This is a genomic window from Paenibacillus luteus (assembly GCF_006542765.1).
GTDB lineage: Bacteria > Bacillota > Bacilli > Paenibacillales > Paenibacillaceae > Pristimantibacillus > Pristimantibacillus luteus.
In genome coordinates this window covers 455,079-478,836 of the sequence record NZ_SKCD01000011.1, presented here as the reverse complement: position 1 = coordinate 478,836, position 23,758 = coordinate 455,079, and the positions used below count along the sequence as shown (strand labels likewise).

Annotated in this window: 18 protein-coding genes; 13 read left to right on the top strand and 5 right to left on the bottom strand. The window is 48.3% G+C overall.

What is annotated here, in order from left to right; genetic code table 11:
* Window positions 1-129: 129 nt before the first annotated feature.
* From nth to gyrA, 9 genes are all read left to right on the top strand, one after another.
* Window positions 130-825: an endonuclease III gene (nth, locus tag E0496_RS10125; RefSeq protein WP_141501441.1), complete on the top strand. Its 696-nt coding sequence runs from the start codon at window positions 130-132 to the stop codon at window positions 823-825.
* A 5-nt stretch (window positions 826-830) separates the two neighbouring features.
* Window positions 831-1,103 carry an NAD/NADP transhydrogenase alpha subunit gene (locus E0496_RS10120; protein ID WP_139999450.1) on the top strand — a complete coding sequence of 91 codons (273 nt, stop codon included), beginning with the start codon at window positions 831-833 and terminating at the stop codon, window positions 1,101-1,103.
* 10 nt (window positions 1,104-1,113) lie between these two features.
* Window positions 1,114-4,764 (top strand): dynamin family protein, encoded by a 3,651-nt coding sequence (locus E0496_RS10115; RefSeq protein WP_141501440.1) that lies wholly within the window; start codon window positions 1,114-1,116, stop codon window positions 4,762-4,764.
* A gap of 295 nt (window positions 4,765-5,059) precedes the next feature.
* Entirely contained in the window at window positions 5,060-6,847 is a 1,788-nt protein-coding gene (locus tag E0496_RS10110) for an ABC transporter ATP-binding protein (RefSeq protein ID WP_141501439.1), read from the top strand.
* The gene (locus tag E0496_RS10105; RefSeq protein ID WP_141501438.1) at window positions 6,847-8,670 is read left to right on the top strand and encodes an ABC transporter ATP-binding protein; all 1,824 of its coding nucleotides are present in this window, start codon (window positions 6,847-6,849) and stop codon (window positions 8,668-8,670) included. The genes E0496_RS10110 and E0496_RS10105 overlap by 1 nt, the downstream gene beginning before the upstream one ends.
* A gap of 138 nt (window positions 8,671-8,808) precedes the next feature.
* On the top strand, window positions 8,809-9,993 hold the full coding sequence (gene purT / locus E0496_RS10100) for a formate-dependent phosphoribosylglycinamide formyltransferase (protein ID WP_141501437.1): 1,185 nt from the start codon (window positions 8,809-8,811) through the stop codon (window positions 9,991-9,993).
* A 46-nt stretch (window positions 9,994-10,039) separates the two neighbouring features.
* Window positions 10,040-10,315 (top strand): YqkE family protein, encoded by a 276-nt coding sequence (locus E0496_RS10095; RefSeq protein WP_141501436.1) that lies wholly within the window; start codon window positions 10,040-10,042, stop codon window positions 10,313-10,315.
* 851 nt (window positions 10,316-11,166) lie between these two features.
* Window positions 11,167-13,137: a DNA topoisomerase IV subunit B gene (gene parE, locus E0496_RS10085; protein ID WP_141501434.1), complete on the top strand. Its 1,971-nt coding sequence runs from the start codon at window positions 11,167-11,169 to the stop codon at window positions 13,135-13,137.
* Window positions 13,138-13,149: 12 nt separating this feature from the next.
* On the top strand, window positions 13,150-15,612 hold the full coding sequence (gene gyrA, locus E0496_RS10080; protein WP_141501433.1) for a DNA gyrase subunit A: 2,463 nt from the start codon (window positions 13,150-13,152) through the stop codon (window positions 15,610-15,612).
* Here gyrA and E0496_RS35860 read toward each other — a convergent pair.
* A complete protein-coding gene (locus tag E0496_RS35860; RefSeq protein ID WP_175598035.1) occupies window positions 15,593-15,760 on the bottom strand; it encodes a hypothetical protein in 168 nt (55 codons plus the stop codon). The two genes, gyrA and E0496_RS35860, sit on opposite strands and share 20 nt — an antisense overlap.
* A gap of 204 nt (window positions 15,761-15,964) precedes the next feature.
* Here E0496_RS35860 and E0496_RS10075 point away from each other — a divergent pair, with 204 nt between their 5' ends.
* Window positions 15,965-16,369, top strand: coding sequence for a MarR family winged helix-turn-helix transcriptional regulator (locus E0496_RS10075; RefSeq protein ID WP_141501769.1), 405 nt, complete (start codon window positions 15,965-15,967; stop codon window positions 16,367-16,369).
* A 14-nt stretch (window positions 16,370-16,383) separates the two neighbouring features.
* Here the strand turns inward: E0496_RS10075 and E0496_RS10070 are convergent, their stop codons facing one another.
* Genes E0496_RS10070 through E0496_RS10060 form a run of 3 tightly spaced genes read right to left on the bottom strand, consistent with a single transcriptional unit; the run spans window position 16,384 to window position 19,243 of the window.
* Window positions 16,384-17,643: a CapA family protein gene (locus tag E0496_RS10070; RefSeq protein ID WP_141501432.1), complete on the bottom strand. Its 1,260-nt coding sequence runs from the start codon at window positions 17,641-17,643 to the stop codon at window positions 16,384-16,386.
* Between the two features lie 20 nt (window positions 17,644-17,663).
* On the bottom strand, window positions 17,664-18,377 hold the full coding sequence (locus E0496_RS10065) for an RluA family pseudouridine synthase (protein ID WP_141501431.1): 714 nt from the start codon (window positions 18,375-18,377) through the stop codon (window positions 17,664-17,666).
* The gene (locus E0496_RS10060) at window positions 18,377-19,243 is read right to left on the bottom strand and encodes a class I SAM-dependent methyltransferase (RefSeq protein ID WP_141501430.1); all 867 of its coding nucleotides are present in this window, start codon (window positions 19,241-19,243) and stop codon (window positions 18,377-18,379) included. The genes E0496_RS10065 and E0496_RS10060 overlap by 1 nt, the downstream gene beginning before the upstream one ends.
* Before the next feature lie 207 nt (window positions 19,244-19,450).
* Here E0496_RS10060 and E0496_RS10055 point away from each other — a divergent pair, with 207 nt between their 5' ends.
* Together E0496_RS10055 and araA are read left to right on the top strand one after the other, a co-directional pair.
* On the top strand, window positions 19,451-19,639 hold the full coding sequence (locus E0496_RS10055) for a hypothetical protein (protein ID WP_141501429.1): 189 nt from the start codon (window positions 19,451-19,453) through the stop codon (window positions 19,637-19,639).
* A 409-nt stretch (window positions 19,640-20,048) separates the two neighbouring features.
* A complete protein-coding gene (gene araA / locus E0496_RS10050; RefSeq protein WP_141501428.1) occupies window positions 20,049-21,539 on the top strand; it encodes an L-arabinose isomerase in 1,491 nt (496 codons plus the stop codon).
* Between the two features lie 70 nt (window positions 21,540-21,609).
* Here the strand turns inward: araA and E0496_RS10045 are convergent, their stop codons facing one another.
* Complete coding sequence (locus E0496_RS10045; protein ID WP_141501427.1) at window positions 21,610-22,365, bottom strand: hypothetical protein; 756 nt, start codon at window positions 22,363-22,365, stop codon at window positions 21,610-21,612.
* Between the two features lie 183 nt (window positions 22,366-22,548).
* Between E0496_RS10045 and E0496_RS10040 the strand changes: the two genes are divergently transcribed.
* The gene (locus tag E0496_RS10040) at window positions 22,549-23,673 is read left to right on the top strand and encodes a sugar ABC transporter substrate-binding protein (protein ID WP_141501426.1); all 1,125 of its coding nucleotides are present in this window, start codon (window positions 22,549-22,551) and stop codon (window positions 23,671-23,673) included.
* The last annotated feature ends 85 nt before the right edge of the window (window positions 23,674-23,758 follow it).

Here is a 23,758-nt window from a genome sequence, read left to right as displayed (position 1 = left end):
GATATTTAAATTTTGTGAAAAAACTGCCCTTATGGGCAGTTTTTTTATAGAATATGCTTGATTACGGTTGCTAAGCGTGACAAATTTCGCTACACTTTGAACGATAGTGTTTCATTAGGAGAGAGGACGATGATTGCGAAACAGAAAATGCGTCATGTGCTGGACGTAATAGCGGGCATGTTTCCAGATGCACACTGTGAGCTGAACCACAGCAATCCGTTCGAGCTTACGATAGCCGTGCTGCTCTCAGCACAGTGCACGGATGAAACGGTCAATAAAGTGACGGTATCCTTATTTGAAAAATATAAGCGGCCCGAGGATTATTTGAGCGTTCCACTAGAGGAGCTGGAGCAGGATATTCGCCGTATCGGCTTGTTTCGCAGCAAGGCTTCGAATATACAAAAGCTTTGCCGGATCGTCATTGACAAATATGACGGGGAAGTGCCTGAGAGCCATGAGGGCCTTATTGAGCTGCCGGGTGTTGGGCGCAAGACGGCTAATGTAGTTATGTCTAATGCGTTTGGTGTACCGGCCATCGCAGTTGATACGCATGTGGATCGCGTTTCAAAGCGGCTCGGATTTGCCAAGCCAGATGATACGGTGCTAGAGGTTGAGAAGAAGCTGATGAAGCTCGTACCGAGGGATGAGTGGACATTGACTCACCACAGGCTGATCTTCTTCGGCCGCTATCATTGCAAGGCACAAAGCCCGCAATGCCCGATCTGCCCGCTGCTTGATTTATGCAAAGAAGGAAAACAACGTATGAAGCCAGGGTTTAAAACAAAAAATAAGAGCATTAAACCTAAAATAGCTAATGAAGGATGATGAAGATGAACTGTATTTCCGTTTACACGAACAATTTTGAGCTTTTTTCTGATATTTACGAGCAAGTGCTTGAGTCACCACCAGAAGAGCACGAGGATATTTTGGTAGAAGGCATTACCGTTAGCGGCTCGGGCGATGTGCCTGACCAATACATCGAGCGTATGCGTTCGAAGCCTGAGGTTGTCGTGATGAGAGACAAAGAACGCAACATTATGATTTTGCAGCACGGCAACGTATTTGAGATTTGCCTGCCGTCTGAAGAAGAGCAAGCCGTTTAAGGAGAAGACGATGACTCAAATAACCGTGCAAAGCATAGCGGGAGCTATATCCGAAACAGCTAGCCTGATGGCGGCTGCAGGTGATGTGTTACATGCAAAGCAAGCACAAGAGCTGAACAGTAAGCTGACCGAAGGTCGGCTTACTGTCGCTTTTTGTGGACATTTTTCGGCGGGAAAATCGACGTTGATTAATCGCCTATGCGGAACCAAACTGCTGCCCTCGAGTCCAATACCAACCAGTGCGAACGTGGTGTCGATCCGCGGCGGTGACCGTGCTTATGCTGCAGTGGAAATACTGCGCAACGGGCTAACCTCGCAAGCGGAGGTTCCGATCGAGGAGCTTGATCGTTACTGTGTCGATGGAGAGCAATTTACTTCCGTATCGATTGTTTATCCAAGCGAGCGTCTAGGCAATCATATGGTGCTGCTGGATACGCCGGGTATCGATTCAACCGACGATGCGCACCGGATGGCAACGGAATCGGCGCTGCATTTGGCTGATGTTGTGTTTTATGTAATGGATTATAATCATGTCCAATCCGAAATTAATTTCTCGTTTGCCAAGCAATTAAAGGATTGGGGCAAGCCCTTATATTTTATCGTCAATCAGATCGATAAGCATCGCGAACGTGAGCTATCTTTCGCAAGCTATCGTCAAAGCGTCGAGGATGCGTTCCATGCTTGGCATTTGGAGCCGGCAGGGATCGTTTATTTGTCGTTGCGCGAGCCGGAGCACCCCCATCAGGAATGGGAGTCGTTTCTTGAGCTTCTTGATCAGTTGAAAACGATCCGTGAGCCGCTGTGCGTATACAGTGTGGATGCTTCTTTGCGCCATTTGGTAGAGGGGCATAAGAAACGGGGAGAAGAGCTGGCTGAGCCCGAGCGGGAACGGCTGATCGAAGAAGCAGGCGGTGAAGAGGCAGCGGCTAGAGTAAAAGGCGAGATGGATCGTCTGAACGCTTTAATTACTCAAATCGCCGCACATAAGGAAGTATACCGGGCTGGGCTGCGCAAGGAGCTGCAAAGCTTGCTCGACAATGCGAATATTACGCCAGCAGGACTCCGTGATTTAGCCCAAACGTTTCTGGAGAGCCGCAAGCCCGGTTTTAAAGCGGGTTTGCTGTTTGCGGCTGCTAAGACTGCTGCAGAGCAGGAGAGGCGGCTACAGGCCTTCAGTGCAGAGCTGAACAGCTTAATTAGCGCTTCAATCGACTGGCATGTGAAGCAATTGCTTCGTACGGAAGCAGAGCGAATCGGTTTCGATAGCGAGCGGCTAGAAGCGGAGCTCGGGCAGAAGCTTGCCTGGCTGCCCGATGCGGAGTGGCTCATCGGGCGGGTAAAACCCGGAGCTGTCATCAATAGCGAATATACGATGACCTTCAGCCGCGATATGGCCGCGGATGTGAAGGGGGTTTATCGCCAGCGGGCGCTAGAGTTGATCGATGCGCTGGCGGATCATTCAGCGGCGGCAGGCGAAGCCGCCGCCGCCGAGGCAAAGGCACAGCTTGCGGCGCTTCGCGCGCAGGCTGGCGCCCTTGAAGCGCTTGCTGCGCTGGCGAAGCGCGCGGCAGAGCATGCAGCGCGGCTTGCGCGCGCGCTGCCAGAGGCGCCGGCGAGGCCGGCGTTGCCAGCGCCACGCGCCGCTGGCCATACGGCAGCCGCGCAGCATGCGGCTGCCGAGGCGGCTGAAGCATCAGCCGCCACAGCCCGCAGCACTGCCGCGGCTACGCGTCCTGCTGCTGCAGGACGGGGCGCATGGGGCGGCGGAGCCGCTCTTGCGCAGCAGCACAGCGCAGCAGCTCGCTTAGCGAGCGCTGCTGAGCTGCTTGCCCCGCATGCGGCGCTGGCAGCCGCTGCACAGGCGATGCGCGACAAGGCGAAGCGGCTGCAGGACAGCCGCTTCACCATCGCGTTGTTCGGCGCCTTCAGCGCCGGCAAATCCTCGCTTGCGAACGCGCTGATTGGCGAGCCAGTGCTGCCGGTCTCACCGAATCCGACGACCGCAGCGATCAACCGCCTCGTGCCGCCGACGGCTGAGCACGGACACGGCACGGCTCGCATCGTCATGAAGACGCGCGCCGCCATTGAGGACGATGTGCGCTATTCCTTGGCGCTGCTCGGCGAGAAAGCCGGCATCGACCAGCTGCCGGATGCCGCAGCCCTGATGCGGGCCATTGACCGGCTTACTCCCGATTCCATCGGGGCTGGCGGCCGCCCGCATTTCAGCTTCCTGCGCGCCGCTCGGGCGGGCTGGGCAGAGCATGAGCCGCTTCTAGGCGAGCAGCTCTCTGTCGACCAAGCGGAATATGAGCGTTATGTCGCTGAAGAATCGCGTTCCTGCTTCGTTAGCGAGATCGAGCTTCATTATGATTGCGCGCTCACGGCGCAGGGAATTGTGCTTGTGGATACGCCAGGGGCGGACTCCGTCAATGCGAGGCATACCGGCGTAGCCTTTAATTATATTAAAAATGCCGATGCTGTTCTGTTTGTCACGTATTACAATCATGCGTTCTCCCAGGCGGATCGTCAGTTTCTGATGCAGCTCGGCAGAGTAAAGGATCAGTTCGAGCTCGACAAAATGTTTTTCCTCGTCAATGCCGCCGATTTGGCTGCCGATGAGGAGGAGCTGGCTGGCGTCTTAAAGCATGTGGAGACAAATCTCCTTCAGCATGCGATACGTTCGCCGCGCCTATTTCCCGTATCTAGTTTGCAAGCGCTAGACGGCAAACTAAGCGGGGATGCAGAGCTTCTTAAACGGTCTGGCATTGAAGCATTTGAGCAATCATTCCTATCTTTTGTTCAGAATGATCTTGGAAGACTTGCAATTGATGCGGCAGAGCAGGATTTGAAGCGTGCAGCCGCAACCGTAGCAGGTTGGCTGCATAGCGCCGAAGGGGATGCCGCAGCGCGGGAAGCGGAGCTAAGCACGCTAGAGGCATCCGTAAACGATGCGAAGAGCGAAATTTCGACGCTGCAGTCCGGGGTACTGCCGGAGCAGCTGCGACAGGAGCTAAGTGAGCTTCTGTATTATGTCGTACAGCGTCTTCAGTATCGTTTTGGCGAGTTTTACAACCTGGCGTTTAATCCGGCTTCCCTGCAGGACGACGGTCGCGATTTGCGCAAGGCCATCTGGACGTCATGGCTGGAGCTGCAGCGGCTAGTCCAATTGGAGCTCTCGCAAGAGATGCTGGCCACATCGCTCCGTATGGAGAAGGGGATTCATACGCAGCTTCAGAAGCAATATGCGATTGCAGCACAGCGCCTGGAAGCATCTATCGCATCCTATAACGCTGTTCCTTATAGTGCTTCAGATTTGCCGACACCGAATGAACCGGCTGTCTGGGAAGCTTCAGCGGTCGATGCGAAGCTGCTGTGGAGCCGCTTCAAATCGCCTCGCCAATTTTTCGAGGGGGAAGGTAAGGGTTTGCTTCGCAAGGAGCTTGAAGCGCTGCTTGCCCCTTCTTTGAACGGTTGGATGACGGAACAGACGCTGCTATGGATCTCGCTTTATGAGCAGGTTTGGCAGAAGGCTGCCGAACAAGCCGGAAGCAAATTGCAAGAGGATATGCTTGCCTATGAGAGCGGGAAGCGGAGCTCGCTGTCTGGCACTGCTAATACGGTAGAGCTGAAGCAGCTGCATGACAGCCTTATTCATATCTAAATGTCAATGAATGCGTATCTTTCTATCGCATATACAGCTGAATGCTTTTGTGGGCGCGAGTTGCGCCTGCAAAAGCTTTTTTTTATTTAGTGTGTTTCTGTGCAAAAAGTGAGCAATAGGCACATATCTGTCACGATTTAGGACCAATTGGGAGCATTAACCGTTTCCATTTTACATATCGCGGCTATTAGCTGTTTAAATCAGTTATATGCATACTTATACTGTTTGCTCGCATTTCGGGATGCTGATAATATTCATTCATACTTACAAAATAGCAACGGGGAGATGGATTTACTTGGACGTTTTTAGGCAATTGAAAGCATTTTATTGGGCGGAGCGAAAGTTTTTGTTCTCCTCCATATTTTGCTTAATGTGCGCGACGGCGCTCGGACTTGTCTATCCGAATTTGCTGCGTTACCTGATTGATGATGTCATTAGGCCACAAAATTTCGACCTGGTTCCAAAGCTTGCTTTCACGGTAGTAGCGGTCATTGCGTTTAAAGGCTGCATGCAGTTTCTACACGGATTTTTTGGGGGACGACTCGGCAACAAGGTAGCCTTTCGCATGCGCAACGCTCTTTATGACAAGCTGCAAACGCTATCGTACCAGTACTATGACAAAGCAAAGACAGGCGACTTGATGTCGCGCTTGACCGCGGATCTTGAGGCGATTCGCAACTTTATCGGCTTTGGTTTTGCACAAATTTTGAACATGGTGCTTATGATCATTTTCGGCGGAGCCATGATGCTTTCCATTCATTGGCAGCTCACTTTAATTACACTAGTGACGATTCCTCTGCTTGGTTTTGCGGCCATTCGCTTTGAACGCAATATTCATCCGGCGTTTCGGGAAATGCGCCAAGCAATGAGCAACTTGACCACGGCCGTTCAAGAGAACATTACGGGCGTACGCACAGTCAAATCGTTTGCTCGCGAGAATCATGAGGTATCCAAATTTTCTATCCGCAGCGAAGCCTATCAAACGAATCAGGTCGGCGCTGCAAAAATATGGGCAAAATATTTTCCAGTCATGGAGCTTGTCGCAAACTTAAGCGCCGTAATCCTTCTGGTTGCAGGCGGTATTCTAGTCATTAATAATTCGCTTCAATTAGGGGAATTCGTCGCGTTTTTCAGCCTGATCTGGTATATTATCGGCCCGATGTGGGGCCTTGGCTTCCACATTAACAACTACACTCAGTTTAAAGCGTCCGGCGAGCGGGTGCTGGGTTTGCTTAATGAGCATGTTCATGTGAAAAACACCGAGGATGCGATTGAGGTTTCCAGCAATACAGTAAAAGGCCATGTGCGCTTTGATCACGTTACCTTTAACTATCCGGATAAATCACCAGCGGTCACAGACCTTGTCATCGATGCGCCAGAGGGTTCCGTTATTGGTTTCCTTGGAGCGACCGGCTCTGGTAAATCAACAATTATTCAATTGCTGATGCGGGCGTATAACGTGAAGAAGGGTACGATCACGCTTGACGGGATTGATATCCGCAATCTCGACGTAGCAAGTTTGCGCCGCTTGATCGCACCGGTATTTCAGGAAACCTTCCTGTTCTCGGCTTCCATTCGCGACAATATCGCATTCGGCGTGCGCGATGTTACGCCAGAGCAGATCGAATATGCAGCGAAGCTTGCCAAAGCGCATGAGTTCATTATGGAACTGCCGCTTGGCTACGATACGATCGTTGGTGAGCGCGGCATGGGTTTATCGGGCGGTCAGAAGCAGCGGATTGCTATTGCAAGGGCACTGATCAAAAATCCGCGAATCCTTATCCTGGATGATGCAACAAGTGCAGTTGATATGGAGACCGAACATGAGATCCAAGCGGGCTTCAAAGAGCTGATGGCTGGACGCACCACCTTTATTATCGCGCACCGGATTTCCTCGCTGCGACATGCGGACGAGATTATTGTCCTTAACGAGGGTCACATCGTTCAGCGCGGAACACATGCACAGCTTATTGCTCAGCGTGGGCCATACCGTGATACTTACAACATTCAATATGCTGATTATCCGCTTGATGATTCATCACTGGCAGCGGAGGCGCATGACCGGAAAGGGAGTACCGTATAATGAGCACGAGTGCCAAAGCAAAGGCAAGCAACAAAAACGAGCGCTTCATCTACCAAGACGACGAGCTGATTGAGAAACCCTTTAACTGGGGACAATTGCGCCGGTTGTTCATGTACATGAAGCCTTATAAAAAACAATTGATGCCTGTTATTTTTATGATGATTTTGGGCACGTTGACCCGCTTAGGAGTGCCGGCTCTCGTTATTCTTGCAATAGATGAAGCCATTGCTCCTGAGAGCGGCAACACGAGTATTCCGAAGCTTATTATTATTGCAAGCATTATGCTGCTGCTGTATGTTATCCAATGGGCTTCAAATACGTACCGGATTAAATATACGAATATCATTGGGCAAAGCGTTATCTATGATTTGAGGAATCATTTATTCCAACATATTCAAAAGTTAAGCTTTCGTTTCTATGACAAACGCCCTGCCGGATCGGTACTCGTGCGTGTAACGAATGATGTTAATGCGCTGCAGGACCTTTTTACGAATGGTGTTGTCAACCTTCTGATGGATTGCGTACAGCTCTTCGGTATCGTCATTATCTTGCTCGTATGGAACTTTAAGCTCGGACTTGCGGTCATGATTACGGTGCCGCTTATGTTCCTCGTCTCTACGACCTTGCGCAAACGAATCCGGTTCGCCTGGCAGGATGTGCGGATCAAGCAATCCCGAATCAACTCTCACTTAAATGAGAGCATTCAAGGGATGAAGGTTACGCAGGCGTATGTGCAAGAAAAAGATAATATGAGCTTTTTCGACCATATGAATACCGATAATGTGAAATCTTGGAACAAGGCATCTGCGCTGAACCAAGCGTTCGGACCGGTAATCGAAATTACTTCTGCGATTGGTACGTTCATTTTGTTCTGGTACGGGTCGCACCTCATTCAAACTGGAGCGATCACGATCGGTTTGCTCGTAGGCTACGCCAATTATATTGGTAACTTCTGGGACCCGATTAACCGACTTGGTCAAATGTACTCCCAACTGCTGATTGCAATGGCATCTTCGGAGCGGATTTTCGAATTTATTGATGAGGAGCCAACCGTGGCGGAGCTAACGCAAGCAAAGGCGCTGCCGAAGATCAAAGGGGATGTCAAATTCGACCATATCGTATTTGAATACGAGAAAGGTAGACCGGCACTGAAGAACGTGACCATTGATGTGAAAGCCGGGCAATCCATCGCGTTGGTTGGGCATACAGGTTCTGGTAAAAGTACAATCATCAACCTATTGTGCCGTTTCTATGATCCAGTCGAAGGTCGTGTGCTTATCGATGGCATCGATATCCGCGATGTCACGATTGAGAGCTTGCGCTCGCAAGTTGGCATCGTGCTGCAGGACACATTTATCTTTGCGGGCACGATTAGAGACAATATCCGCTATGGACGGCTCAATGCGACGGATGCGGAGGTTGTGAAGGCAGCTCAAGCCGTCAATGCACATGATTTCATTATGGGATTGCCTGACGGTTATGATACGCAGGTTGAGGAGCGCGGGAATGTGCTCTCCATGGGACAGCGCCAGCTGCTTTCGTTCGCTAGGGCCTTACTGGCAGATCCGCAAATTCTGATTCTAGATGAAGCGACGGCAAGTATTGATACGGAAACTGAATTGAAAATTCAAGAGGCGCTCAAGGCGCTGCTTGCGGGACGTACATCGTTTATGATTGCTCACCGTTTGTCTACAATCCGTCATGCCGATGAAATCATCGTACTGGATCACGGCCAAATTGTTGAACAAGGCAACCATGAATCACTGATTGCCCAAAGAGGCGTTTATAACGGACTAATTGAAGCGCAGTATCGTTACTTATAATTTTGATTTTTTAAAAACAGTTGATTTTTGAAGTTAGAACCTCCACAATGGAAGAAAAAACGAACCGAAGTGCTTGCCATACCCTTATGTGGTGACGGTAAGTGCCTTCGATTTGCTTCCAGGAGGTTCTTTTTCTTTATGTATGGATCACCGTTAACATCGAACGCGCGCAAGCTTCTGCTGCTAGGCTCTGGTGAGCTGGGAAAAGAAGTTGTGCTGGAGGCACAGCGTCTAGGAGTCGAAACGATTGCCGTGGACCGATACGATAACGCTCCTGCTATGCAGGTGGCGCACCGCAGTTATACAACTGATATGCTGAACGGAGCAGAGCTTCGCCGGATCATTGAGATAGAGAAGCCTGATTATATTGTGCCAGAAATTGAAGCCATTGCAACGGAAACGCTGCTGGAGCTTGAAAAGGAAGGGCATCGCGTCATACCGACGGCACGAGCTGCTTGGCTGACGATGGATCGCGAAGGCATTCGCCGCCTAGCTGCGGAAACTTTAGAGCTGCCTACGGCGCCTTACCGCTTTGCCGACACGCTGGACGAGCTGCGCGAAGCTGCGGCGGCGCTAGGATTCCCTTGTGTCATTAAGCCGATTATGAGCTCTTCGGGCAAAGGTCAGAGCGTTTGTCGCTCGGAAGCGGAGCTTGAGGCTTGCTGGAGCTATGCTATGGAAGGCGGGCGCGCCAAGAAACAACGGATTATTGTCGAAGGCTTTATCACATTTGAATCCGAAATTACGCTGCTTACGGTTCGCTCTGTATCAGGCACAAGTTATTGCCCGCCGATTGGTCACGTTCAGAAGGACGGTGATTATATTGAGTCATGGCAGCCGCATGAAATGACCCCGCAGCAGGTGGCCCAAGCCGAAGAAATCGCTTTGCGCATTACGGATGAGCTTGGTGGTTATGGCATCTATGGGGTGGAGCTATTTCTAACGAAGGTTGGCGTATTATTCAGCGAAGTTTCACCACGGCCGCATGATACAGGCATGGTCACGATGGCGACGCAGGATTTGTCTGAGTTTGCTTTGCATGTACGCGCCATTCTTGGTTTCCCGATCCCGACCATCCGCTTGTTGACGCCAGGGGCTTCCCATACGTTGAAGGCTAACAGGGAATCCACTAACTTCAGCATTGGAGGCGTAGAGGATGCGCTTGCCGTGCCGAATACACAAGTACGCCTATTCGGCAAACCAGAAACGAAAGTAGGACGTCGTATGGCAGTTGCGCTAAGTTCTGCATCGAACGTAGAGGAAGCTCGCAGTCTGGCTCGAACGGCTGCTGAGGCACTTTATATTAAATACGACAATCAATAAACACGGTATGCCACAGTATTTTTCGCATAAGGCAGGTGAAAGCGCAATGGGCAAGAAACAGAAGAAAGTAACCGCTCCCCATCCGAAAGCAGCACCAAAAAGCGAGCCGGACAACGGCATGACGCTTAAAGATTTGCTTAGCAGTGATATGGTTAATAAGCTAAAAGCTCAGGCAGATGAGATGAAGCAGGCAGAAGCAAACCATAAGGAAGAGCTGCGCAAGCAGGAGGAAGAGAAGAAAAAACAAGAGCAGAAACGGTTGGAAAATGATTTTTCTTATTTATTGGAAAACAGTGATCCAAGCTGGTCAAAGCATAAATAAACGGCTCCAGCAAGGCAGTGTAAAGCAAAATCATCTAGAGCACCCGCTGGGTGCTCTTTTTGCTGTGTTGAATTCTCTTTTCTAACGGTTACACCGATTGAGCAGGAGAATCGGCTTCTTGGATAAAGAGCGCAGTGCAGCTTCGCTTTATGACGAGCACATTAAGCTTGAGCTTGCATTTTCTGCTCGAAGTTCATGCATGGCTTGCCTGAGGAGGCAAATACTGCAATACTGGGCATGGCACTTGATTTAAAGCCAAATGCTTTGCAGCCCTTTGGGGATTTAGGATCCCATGTTATATAATAATGTTTGCACTTCAAACAATTAATTCGCTGATTATCTATGATCATGACCTCGCTATCCTTGCTTTTCTTAGGTTATATTTTATACTGAAGTCGATTTGGTAGCAATATTATGGTGGTTTTGCTCGATCAGGCATGCGGTGCAAAACAAAATATTTTGGAGTATAGCGTTTATAGCTTTGCGCAATGGTTGAAGATTACAACTATTGCGATGTTGCGGAGGAGCCTTTAGCTTGATTATAAAAAGAAATTTTCATATTTCCCGAATTTTGCTTGCGCTTATTCCGATTTTTCCTTACGCTGAGCAGAGCATCGTACAGAACAATGTTACAAAGGACAATAAAAAGTTGGATCCAGCGCGGCTTTCGGTATATGATAGTTCTTCATGATTGATTTGCTTATCGAATTGGGATTTGTTTTTTGTTTATACCATCTGCGATTTGGGCAAGGATAAGCGAAACGTCTTCTTGGAAGTCTTTACGAAATAGGACATCTTGAATTAAAATAGCTTGAAGATACGGAAACGTGACTACAGATTGGGGGGCACTCATGTCAGAGCGTACAGATCTTTTTGAAAATACAGCGGCCGCTGACCGAAACTACGAGGCCGATGATATACAGGTACTAGAAGGCTTAACCGCAGTTCGTAAAAGACCCGGCATGTACATAGGCAGTACCAGCAGTTCTGGTCTGCATCACCTGGTTTGGGAAATTGTCGATAATGCGGTGGACGAGCATTTGGCCAAATTCTGTTCGGCCATTGAAGTGACGCTTCACAAAAACGGAGCAGTAACCGTGCATGACAACGGGCGCGGAATTCCAACAGGAATGCACAAAACCGGTATTCCTACGCCACAGGTCGTCTTTACAATCTTGCACGCTGGAGGCAAGTTTGGCGGTGGGGGCTACAAAAAATCCGGCGGACTGCACGGAGTTGGCGCATCGGTGACCAACGCATTGTCCGAGTGGCTGGAAGTAGATATTTACCGAGACGGGAAAATTCATAGACAGCGCTTTGAATATTGGGTGGATGAAGCGGGACGTGAGCATGTAGGCGAACCCGTACGCGGCCTTGAGGTCATCGGAACGACAAATCGGACAGGAACGAAGGTAACGTTCAAGCCGGATGGCAGGGTTTTTCAAAACGGAACGAATCTTAGCTACGATACGCTCGCTGAACGCTTACAGGAGATTGCCTTTTTGAACTCGGGGCTAAAGGTATCTATTAAAGACGACCGGAGTGGCAAGCAGGATGTATTTCATTATGAGGGCGGAGCGCGTCAATTCGTTCAATTTTTGAATGAGGGAAAAACAGTTCTACACGAGGTTATCCATTTCGCCAGCGAACGGGATGAGATCGAGGTCGAGGTTGCCTTGCAGTATAATGATGGATATACGGAGACAATAGCTTCATTCGTCAACTCCATTCCGACTCGCGGCGGCGGCACGCATGAAACTGGTTTTAAAACGGCGTATACTCGTGTGATGAATGATTATGCCCGGAAGGCTGCAATGCTCAAAGAGAAAGACAAGAACCTTGAAGGCAATGATTTGCGCGAGGGCATGATGGTCGTCATTAACATTAAGATGTCCGAGGTCGAATTTGTGGGTCAAACCAAGGATCAGCTCGGCAGTTCATCTGCTCGGAGCGTAGTAGATGCCATTGTTTCGGAGAAAATGCAGGTGTTCCTGGAAGAGAATCCGCAAATCGCTCAAATGCTGTTGAAGAAATCGCTCCAAGCATCGAGAGCGCGCGAAGCTGCGCGCAAAGCCCGTGAAGAAATCCGCAGCGGCAAGAAGAAGAGCGAGAGCTCCAATCTTAACGGCAAGCTAACCCCGGCGCAGTCTAAAGACTATACACGCACAGAGCTATTCATTGTGGAAGGCGATTCTGCCGGCGGATCGGCCAAGCAAGGCAGGGATTCGAAATATCAGGCACTGCTTCCCCTTAAGGGCAAGCCTATGAATCCCGAGAAAGCGAAGCTCATCGACATCTTGAAAAATGACGAGTACAAAGCGATTATTTCAGCAATCGGCGCAGGCGTGGGTTCGGAATTTGCAGCCGAAGAGTGCAACTATAATAAAATTATTATTATGACAGATGCGGATACAGATGGCGCTCATATTCAGGTTTTGCTGCTCACCTTTTTCTATCGCTACATGAAGCCGCTAATTGACCTTGGCCGCGTATATATCGCACAACCGCCATTGTATAAAATTACACGGAAATCAGGAAAGCTCGAAACGATTCGTTATGCTTGGACGGACGAGCAGCTTCAAAATTATTTAAAGGAATACGGCAAAAATTACGAGCTTCAACGTTATAAAGGATTGGGTGAGATGAATCCTGATCAGCTGTGGGAAACGACGATGGATCCCGAGAAACGGACGCTGTTGAAAGTCCAAATTGAGGATGCGGCGAAGGCGGAACGCAGAGTATCGACATTGATGGGCGACAAGGTTGATCCGCGAAAGCGTTGGATCGTTGAAAATGTCGACTTTATGGAATATGAGGAGTAGGGGGATTACTGCATGAGTATGCTGGAACAGTTTTTGCCGGCGTTTTTGGAAGAGGTTGTAGGAGACCGCTTTGGACGCTATTCAAAGTATATTATTCAGGACCGCGCCATTCCTGACGTTCGCGATGGCCTTAAGCCGGTGCAGCGTCGTATTCTATATGCGATGTACGATTCTGGCAATACGCCGGACAAGCAATACCGCAAATCAGCTAAGACGGTCGGCGACGTCATGGGCAATTATCATCCTCATGGAGACTCATCCATTTATGAGGGCATGGTGCGTATGGCACAGCCTTGGAAGATGGGGCATCCACTGGTAGATGGTCATGGAAACTGGGGCTCTCAGGATGATGATCCTGCAGCAGCCATGCGTTATACGGAGGCACGCTTGTCTCCAATAGCGATGGAGCTGCTTCGGGATATTGAGAAACGTACGGTGCAATTCAAGGATAATTTCGATAATACGACGAAGGAGCCGGTTGTGCTGCCCTCGCGGTATCCCAATTTGCTTGTAAACGGGACCAGCGGCATCTCTGCCGGCTTTGCCACGGAAATCCCTCCCCATAATCTACGCGAGGTCATCGACGCGTGTATCGCGCTTATGGCAAGCCCAGAGCTTACATTGGAAGAGCTTATGACTTACGTAAAGGGACCGGATTTTCCAACTGGCGGTATTATTATGGGCGAAGAAGGCATTCGTGACGCGTATGCTACCGGTAAAGGCCGCATTTATATCCGAGCAAAAACGGTGATTGAAGACATGCGCGGAGGTAAGCAGCAATTAGTCGTTACTGAAATTCCGTATCAGGTTGTAAAATCAAGACTGGTAACTGCGATGGAAAATATCCGTCTGGAGAAAAAAGTCGAAGGCATTGCAGAGGTTCGCGACGAAAGCGGGCGCAATGGCTTAAGAATTGTGGTTGAGTTTAAGAAGGATGCCGATGCTCAAGGCATTTTGGCTTATTTGTTCAAGAAGACAGACCTTCAGGTTGCATACAGCTTCAATATGGTTGCTATCGTGAACAAAACGCCAATGCAGTTGGGACTTAAGCAAATTTTGTCCGCTTATATCGACCATCAGAAGGAAGTTGTCTCCTTCCGTACCAAATACGATCTTGAGAAAGCCGAGGATCGAGCACATGTGGTGGAAGGCCTAGTTAAGGCTCTTAATATACTGGATGAAGTGATCGCAACGATTAAAGCATCCAAAAACCGTGGGGATGCACAGGACAATCTCATTGCCAAATTCGGCTTCACGGCGCGACAAGCGGATGCTATTCTGACTTTGCAGCTTTATCGTTTAACTAATCTTGAAATTACGACGCTTGAGAAGGAACTTAAGGAGGCAATGAAAAAGATTGCTTACTTGAAATCCATTCTTGCCAGTGAGAAGAAGCTAATCGGCGTCATTAAGGATGAGTTGCTTGAAATTCAAACGAAATATGGCATTGACCGGCGTTCAGATCTGCGTGGCGAGATCGAGGAGCTCAAGGTGAATGTTGAGGTGCTTGTTACATCTGAGGATGTTCTAGTCACGTTAAGCCAGGATGGCTATGTGAAGCGCACAAGTATGCTTTCCTTCACTCGCTCAGGCGGCGAACTGCAAAATGCAGGCGTGAAGGATGGCGACTATGTAAGGGATTTGCTGGCGGTCAATACGATTGACAACCTGCTGTTGTTTACTCGTAAAGGCCAATATTATTTATTGCCTGTCCATCAAATTCCGGAATTCAAATGGAAGGATACCGGGACTGCAATCGTCAATGTGGTACCTATTCCCAAAGATGATGCAATCGTAAGCATTATCCCGATTAAAGATATAATGGCTACTGCCGGATCTCTGGTGTTCGTAACCAAGCGAGGACAGGTAAAGCGAACTGAGCTCAAGGAATATGCGACGACAAGATCAACAGCGGTTGCCGCTGTCAAAGTAGCGGATGGCGATGAGGTCATCCGGGTTGTGCTTAGTGACAGTTCGAAGCAAATTATGCTCATTAGCAAGCTAGGCATGAGTATTCGGTTTACGGAAACCGAGGTTAACCCTATGGGTAGAGTAGCGACCGGGGTGAGAGGCATACAGCTTAAGGATGGAGACGAGCTAATCGCAGCGGAATGGGTTTCTGAGGATGAGGGCGAAGTGCTCGTCATTACGGACATCGGTTACGCTAAGCGAACCCTGCTGCTAGACTATCCGATTCAAGGCAGGGGCGGTAAAGGCGTGCAAACCTTTGAGTTTAAGGAAGGCAAGCGCGTGCGTCCAAACGGTTCAGCGCTGATTGGAGCTTATTATTGCAAGGAAGCGATGGATATTGTCGCGATTACATCTTCCGGTGCAAAGCTGAACGCTTTATCGGAGAAAGCATCGATTGAAGAACGCAAGTCGATAGGCAAGCTTATTTTCCCAGTAGAGAAAAATGACGTCATCACGAAGACGCTTGCGCGCTCTGTCAACGATGCTAGTCAAAAGGCCGATTAGGCGGATCAAACCGTTCAATTACTTCTAAAATAGCTTCAAGCATGACCCACAATGGTACCAGCTCATCTGGGCGGTCCAGCCATTGTGGGTCTTTTATAATGCCATAGTTTTTAATTTTTTGAATAATGACAGCTTTTCGTTCATCCACTGGGTTCACGCTCCTTGCTTGCTAAGCAAAAATAGACATCTCACTGGGCTTTCGCCACATTGTATGTCTAACGCTGTCTAAATGTTCATTATTGTATCGATTAATGACACAAATTATTAATCGGGTTAACCTTTTAATCGACAATGAAGACTGGTATAATAAACGGTAAATAGGTGGAAAATGACAGAGAGCAGGTGTGAAGCTATGGTGTCTGGAGAATTTACTCGATTATGGACAAAGCTTTCGCGGGAATGGAAAAACAACTTGGAGCAATCGCTTGCACCTTTGACGGAAGGCCAGTTGAATGTACTTGAGCTATTATTGCAGCATCAGCCGATGAAGCCATCTGATTTGCTTCAGTATTTGGCAACAACGCCTGCGGCAATTACGACACTGCTGGACCGAATGGAACGAAATGAACTCATTGAACGCTCCAGAGATAATAATGATCGAAGAATTGTGTGGGTCGCGGTATCGGAGAAAGGGAAGGCGGAAGCGGAACGCGGTTCAACGATTCGAACCGGAATGATCGAACAATCGTTGGACCGCATTTCCTCCCATAATCAGCAGCTGCTTGTTTATTTGTTAGGTAAAGTAGCTAACTTGTAAATGAAGGAGATCCATTATTTCATCGACTCGAGCCGATTGCGCAGCAGGTCAACATTTTTTTGAAGCAAATCGTAGTCGGCTTTGGTTAATAGCGTATCGCTGGATGCTGCAAGCGTATCATCAATCGGCAAAATCCGGTAACGATAGGAATGATCTGGTTTATAGCGGTGCACCCAGGTTGGAATGGATTCAATTTCTGTCAGGTCGACAGTACCGTCATTCATATTTTTACGAACATTTACTTTAAAAATAACCCCGTAATCCTTCGTATCGCCCCGTTGGTTGGAAATAAAATTACCCATAGAATAAATGATAAGGCCCTTTTTGGCATGTCCGTTCTCGTCTGACGATTCAATGACTTCGTAGGGCTGTATGACATGAGGATGAGAGCCTGCGATAATGTCTGCTCCCGCAGCGATCAGCTTTCTTGCAAGACGTTTCTGTTCTTCATTTGGCGTAACCTGATATTCTGTCCCAAAATGAAGGGAAACCGTAATCAGATCCGCGCCTGCTTCCCTAAGCCGGGTTATGTCTGCGATGATTTTGTTCTCTTCGATCAGCGATACCAGATAAGGTTTTCCTTCAGGCAACGGAATGCCATTCGTACCATACGTATAAGCAAGCAATCCCATAACTATTCCATTTTTCTCTGATAGCAGAAAAGCGTCTGCTTCTTTCTGCGAGGCAGCTGTGCCTTTTGTCGGTATATCCAGAGCCTTTAGGTTTTCGAGCGTGCGCAGCACACCGGATTCTCCTTGATCCAAGGAGTGATTATTAGCGTTAGTGATCAGATTAAAACCAGCATTCTTCAGTGCATCCCCGAGCTCGGATGGTGCATTGAAGTTCGGATAACCGGAGTAGCCGAAGTCAGCTCCTGCCATCGGCGTTTCTAAATTCGCAATAACCCAATCACCCTGTTCGAGGATCGGCTTGACCTCTGCAAAAAAAGGATCAAAATTATATCGTTTCTTCGCCTTGTCGTAGGAGCCTGGAAGCTGGGGGGTGTGCATCATGATATCGCCGACCGCCATCCATACCGCATCGGCATAAACAGGTTCTGGCGATGGAGTAGGCTGTGCAGGAATCGGTGACGGTGAAGGCGTAATGGTTGCTTGCTGATCCGGAGGAGGCTCTGCTGTTGCCTCTGTCGCCGGAGCTGGAGGTGCGGTAGCCCTCTCGAAAAGAGAGGGAACGAAAAAGATAATTAATAGACCGATCACACTAAGCATTAATAAAACGGTTTGCAACTTACGATGGGCCCTTTTGCGGCGCATTTAGTGATCTTCCTTCCTGTTCATCCATTGCTCAGCATGCTGGAGGCTACTTCAAGTTGCTCATAAGACCACCAGGACCACGCTGCGGAGCCGCTTGGAATGGAGCGGAATACCATCCATTCTTTTGAGACAGGATGGGGCGTGGATATGGAGGTTGACCATAAGGCGATTTCAGAAATTCCTCCGGTCGGCTTCGCACCATATTTAAGGTCGCCGACAAGCGGACAACCTATATGCGCAAGCTGTGCGCGAATTTGATGAGGCCGTCCAGTATGGAGTTTTACTGCAACGAGAGAATAACGGCCAGTTACTGCTGTTACTTCATACTCGAGAACAGCTTCCTTTGCTTCGGCAACAGGCTTGTTATAGACCGTTACTTGATTTTGCTTGCTGTCTTTAAGAATATAATGCGTTAGCCGGGCCTGTGGCTTGGCAGGAGTTCCTTGTACGACGCATACATACGTTTTGCCGAATTGGCGGTTTCGAACAGATTCGGATAGTCGAGAAGCGGCTTTCGAGGTTTTAGCAAAAACCATGGCACCGCCTACCATACGGTCCAGACGGTGGACCAGGCCGAGAAATACATTTCCCGGCTTGTTATGTCTCTGTTTTAAATCCTGTTTCAGGAGCGTAAGCATGTCAGCATCACCGGTATCGTCTTCTTGAGACAAAATGCCAGGTGGCTTGACGACAGCCAGCACATGGTTATCTTCGAACAATACTGTTATTGGCATTACTTGGACTCCCAGCGTCCCAGAATGCCGCAAGGTAAATTTAATCCGGATTTAGTAATGGGCAATCCGATCTCACCGCAATTGATTTCGCCGCCGTATTTGGCATTCATCGTCATATGCAGTAAATTATGCAGCACAGATGGCGATAGACCTGTTGTATAGGAGTTGATTAACAGAAATAATGGATTGTCTGATAAGATGGTTGTACAGGATTGAAGAAAAGGGAATAGATTCTCTTCAAGCTTCCAGGTTTCCCCATTCGGTCCACGTCCGTAAGAAGGTGGGTCCATAATAATAGCGTCATATTGTTTGCCGCGGCGCTGTTCGCGTTGAACAAACTTGAATACATCATCCGTAATATAACGGATAGGGGCCGATTCAAGACCTGAGAGCTGAGCGTTATCTTTAGCCCATTGCACCATGCCCTTGGCAGCGTCGACGTGGCACACTTCTGCGCCTGCAGCCGCAGCGGCAACCGTTGCTCCGCCAGAGTAAGCGAACAGGTTTAGAACGCGGATTGGGCGGCCTGCCGAGCGAATTTTGTCCATCATCCAGCTCCAGTTGACTGCTTGTTCTGGAAATAAGCCGGTATGCTTGAAATTGGTTGGCTTAATATGGAAGTTAAGCTCGCCATAGGAAATCGTCCAGCGTTCAGGCAGCGATTCGTTCATCGACCACTGGCCACCGCCGGAGTTGCTGCGATGGTAATGACCATCCGCTTTTTTCCATTGGCCCGTTTCATTGACAATCGGCCAAATAATTTGCGGGTCAGGCCTGCGAAGCGTGTAATTGCCCCAACGCTCTAGCTTATCTCCATCACCCGTATCTATAACCTCGTAATCCACCCATTTATCTGCTATGTACATGTTATTCGTAACCCTTCCTTGACGTTGTTTTTGTAATATAATAATGTCAACGCTAATTATATCGAAGGTAACCCAATGAAGCAATGAAACCGTGTCATTTGTAGACTGGTATTTATTCGTAACCAGAAGGGAAGAGTACCGCGGCTGCAACGATGCTGCTTCATAGGGGACAAAGATACCTTTCAAAAAAAGAGGAGCAATTTGATTATGATGAGTTTTGAATGTGAATGCGGCAATAAAACAGCAATGTTTGCAACAGGAGATCGGGACGAGCATGGAAGAGAATTTATCGAAATTGAGGATGATGATAGGCTGACTTTTACGATCGGGGACAAAAGCGTCTTGTTTCGCTGCTCCTTCTGCGGTTACACCTACCGTCTGGAGCAAATCGGGTGAGAAACTGAAGAGAGTCATAAACATAGACGTCTCGAATTTTAGATGATGAAATGATTGAGAGAGAGAAATCAGCAGGGAACACATTGCTATTCATAGGTGAAGTTGATAATTTTCTAAGTTCACCTTATATTGATTTGAAAATTATAAGGGAATGATATTGAAAACGTTCCCTGTTCGGAGTATGATAAACGTACGTCAAGTTGTATGTACAAGTGCTCCGTCATACCAGTGATAATTCGCACTAATGTCCGTACAAGTTGAACTTGGAATTTCAGGCAATTGTATTTTCTAAACCATGAATATGATTTGAGACAAGTGAATGCTTACGAAGCAGTTTTGCATTCGCAAACCTAAGTGAATGCTTACGAAGCAGTTTTGCATTCGCAAAACTTTGAGGAGGAACCATTAAATGTTGCAAGTAAAACCTTATCAATTTTGGTTTGTTACCGGAAGTCAGCACTTGTACGGACCGGAGACGCTTGAGGAAGTTGCTCAGCATTCACGTATTATTACTGCGGCATTGAATGATGCAGCGGTCATTACCTCTGAAATCGTGTTTAAACCTGTTGTAACAACGCCAGAAGATATTTTCAAGCTTTGTATCGAGGCGAAAGCGGATGAGAGCTGTGCAGGAATTATTACTTGGATGCACACGTTCTCCCCGGCAAAAATGTGGATTCATGGCTTGTCCGAGCTTCGGAAACCGCTTCTTCATCTTCATACGCAATTCAATCGAGACATCCCTTGGGAAACGATCGATATGGATTTTATGAATACGAACCAATCCGCACATGGTGACCGTGAATACGGACATATTTTCTCCCGTCTCGGTATTGAGCGTAAGGTTGTAACCGGCCACTGGGAAGATAACGAGACTCGTGCTCGGATCGGCAGCTGGATGGGAACAGCTATCGCTGTAAATGAAGGCCGTCATCTGAAGGTTGCTCGTTTCGGCGACAACATGCGCCAGGTTTCTGTTACCGAAGGTGACAAAGTTGAAGCGCAAATCAAGTTTGGCTGGTCAATCAACGGTTATGGTATTGGGGATTTGGTTGCTCGTATGAATGAAGTTTCTGATTCAGAAGTAAAGCAGCTGCTTGAAGAATACAGCGAGCAGTACGTTATTTCATCCGAGACACGTGGTAATGCCGCATCTTGGGCATCTATTGGCGAACAAGCCCGCATTGAGCTTGGACTCAAAGCATTTTTGCAAGAGGGCGGCTTCTCCGCGTTCACGACTTCCTTCGAAGATTTGCACGGCATGAAGCAGCTTCCAGGCCTAGCCGTTCAACGACTGATGGAGCAAGGTTATGGCTTCGGCGGCGAAGGCGACTGGAAGACGTCTGCGCTTACACGCTTGATGAAGCTGATTGCGAACAACAAAGGCACTTCCTTCATGGAAGATTACACTTACCATCTTGAAGAAGGAAATGAGCTTGTGCTTGGTTCCCATATGCTTGAGGTATGTCCGACAATTGCAGACAATCGTCCGAAGATTGAGGTTCATCCGCTCGGCATAGGCGGCAAGGCTGATCCTGCACGTATCGTCTTCGACGGTCGTTCAGGCGCAGCGCTTAATGCTTCTCTTGTCGATTTAGGAAATCGTTTCCGCCTCATTATCAACCAAGTGGATGCTGTTAAGCCGACGCATGAAATGCCGAAGCTTCCAGTTGCCCGTGTTCTTTGGAAGCCAGAGCCATCATTACGCGACGCAGCGGAGAGCTGGATTTATGCCGGCGGCGCGCATCACACGGTGTTCTCCTATGTGGTGACGACTGAGCAGCTGGTGGATTGGGCTGATTTGGTAGGTATTGAGACTGTTGTTATTGATAAACAGTCATCTGTGCGAAGCATTCGCAACGAGCTTCGTTGGAATGACCTCAGCTACCGGATTCGTTAATAGATTTTTCAAATTTTAATAGTGTCTATAGAAAGAGGAGCATGCGATCGCATGCTCCTCTTTCTGACTGTTATTCGGCTTTTTCTTTTTGAATTTTGGCTGGATTGTTAATTTTGTAGGGGATTGGATGCTTAGACAGCTTCTTGGCCACTATCTTGCCTTCAAAATGAATCGTATCGCCAATTTCAAGCTCAAACTTCTTGAGCGTAGCGCTGTGGCTGGACCAAGCATCACCGACGTCTAACTCAGGTTCAATGATCGCAACAGCTTCGTAAATGACAACTTCATCTTCTGTGTCAGAGAAATTGTTTGGAACGGTCGTAAACTCTTTGACGGTCGCAATCATTGTCACTTTTTCTTCAGGCAGTTCAAGCTTCGGTGCTTTTTCCTTTTTGGCTTTGCTCTTTGGAGCAGCTTTTGGTTCTTCGCTGGGGGTGACTACGAGTTCCTCTTCAACCTTCGGCTCAGATTCCAAAACGGCTTCCGGTAATGTATCTAACTCCACTATGTCTGCGTTATCAGCCTGGAGAGATTCTTCAGGGACAGCTGACACTTTTAGCCCGTAGTTTGCAGCCTGCATCTCTTTTAAATATGAGGGATGAATGCAGTGCTTCTGTCCGTCTTCAAACGTGATGACTGCTGTCATTCGATCTACGTAACCCGTAATGGTGCAAGCTAGGTTCAAGCCGCTTCGTTTGTAAGTGAACGATTTTGACTTGGAGGCTTTCTCGGAAAGCAAACCCCATTCCTTGCATTTTTCTATGAGTTCCGCCTCATTTTCGAAGGCAATATCATTTTGGGGCTCGATGAGGAAATGATGGATCATGTAATCTCCGCCTTTCTGTTTGTTCGCTTTTATTTTACCATTTTTTCGAAGACAAGTCGGCATCTTTGTAAAAGCCAGCGAAAGAGAACTCTATTATCACAAAAATGTATTGACGGCAATTTAAATATCCGATAGGATTACTATTATTAAAAATAGTAGATGCATACAGGGAGAGAAGACAGCATGACTAACAAAAAACTACGCAGCGTGTTCGGCTTGCTAATGGCAATTGTCATTATAGCAACGGGCTGCGGGCAAGCAAAGACCGAAGGAAACACAGGGGCTACCGCAGGTACGGACAAAGCAAGCATTGAAAATTTGCCTGCGGCCATTGCGGAGAAGAAGGACATCAAGCTGATGGTTATCCGTAAAATCGGCGGAGATGACCATACAGCACAATATTTGGCAGGAGCAAAGCAAGAAGGGGAATCACTAGGCTTTAAAGTGGATACCTTCTCAGCTAATGGCGATACAGCTAAGTTCCATGATGCGATTGCGCAAGCAACCGACGGTGGTTATGACGGTGTCGTTATTTCTCACGGTGATGATCCAGCTACAGTGGAAGCTGTCCAAAAGTTGACGGACAAGGGCATTCCGGTAGTCGCATTTGACTCCGTTGGTGAATTGTCTGCCATTCCTGGCGTTACGCTAACATCGCAGGATGACGAAGCGCTCGCACAATTCTCGTTGGATCAATTGGTCAAGGAGAAAGGCGAAGAAGCAAAAATCGTATACTTGTGGGTAGATGGTTTCCCGCCAATGATTCGCCGCAACAAAGTATATCAGGATACGTTGGCCAAATATCCAGGCATCAAAGAAGTAGAGCGCTTTGGCGTAGCCAATAACAACACTTCGGTTGATACGCAAAATGCGGTTGCTGCTATGCTGACGAAGCATCCAAAAGGTGAGATCGACGCGATTTTTGCGACATGGGACGCTTTCGCAATTGGTGCAGCAAGAGCAATTATCGAAGCAGGACGCACAGAAATCAAAATTTACGGAATTGACGTTTCGAATGCGGACTTGCAAGTGATGCAGGAAGAAAACAGCCCATGGGCAGCAACGGCTGCTGTTGATCCGAAGATGATCGGCGCTGTAAACGTAAGATTGCTTGCCAAAAAAATTGCTGGCGAAGAAACGCCTGCTACTTATAATTTGGAAGCTGCTCTTATTGATCAAGCAGAACTAAGCAAATCAGCAGATCCAGTAAATATGGTGAGCTTGGCTACGATTATTCCTGGATGGGGAACGACTGGTGCATTCTTGGAAGATTGGATGAAATCCCTAAAAACCATTTACGGCAAATAAACCGAAAAAATGGTATAATCAGTTTTAAAAATAGCGCCCTTGTCCAAGCGGACAAGGGCGCTAAATCCTGTTTGGAGAGGAAGGT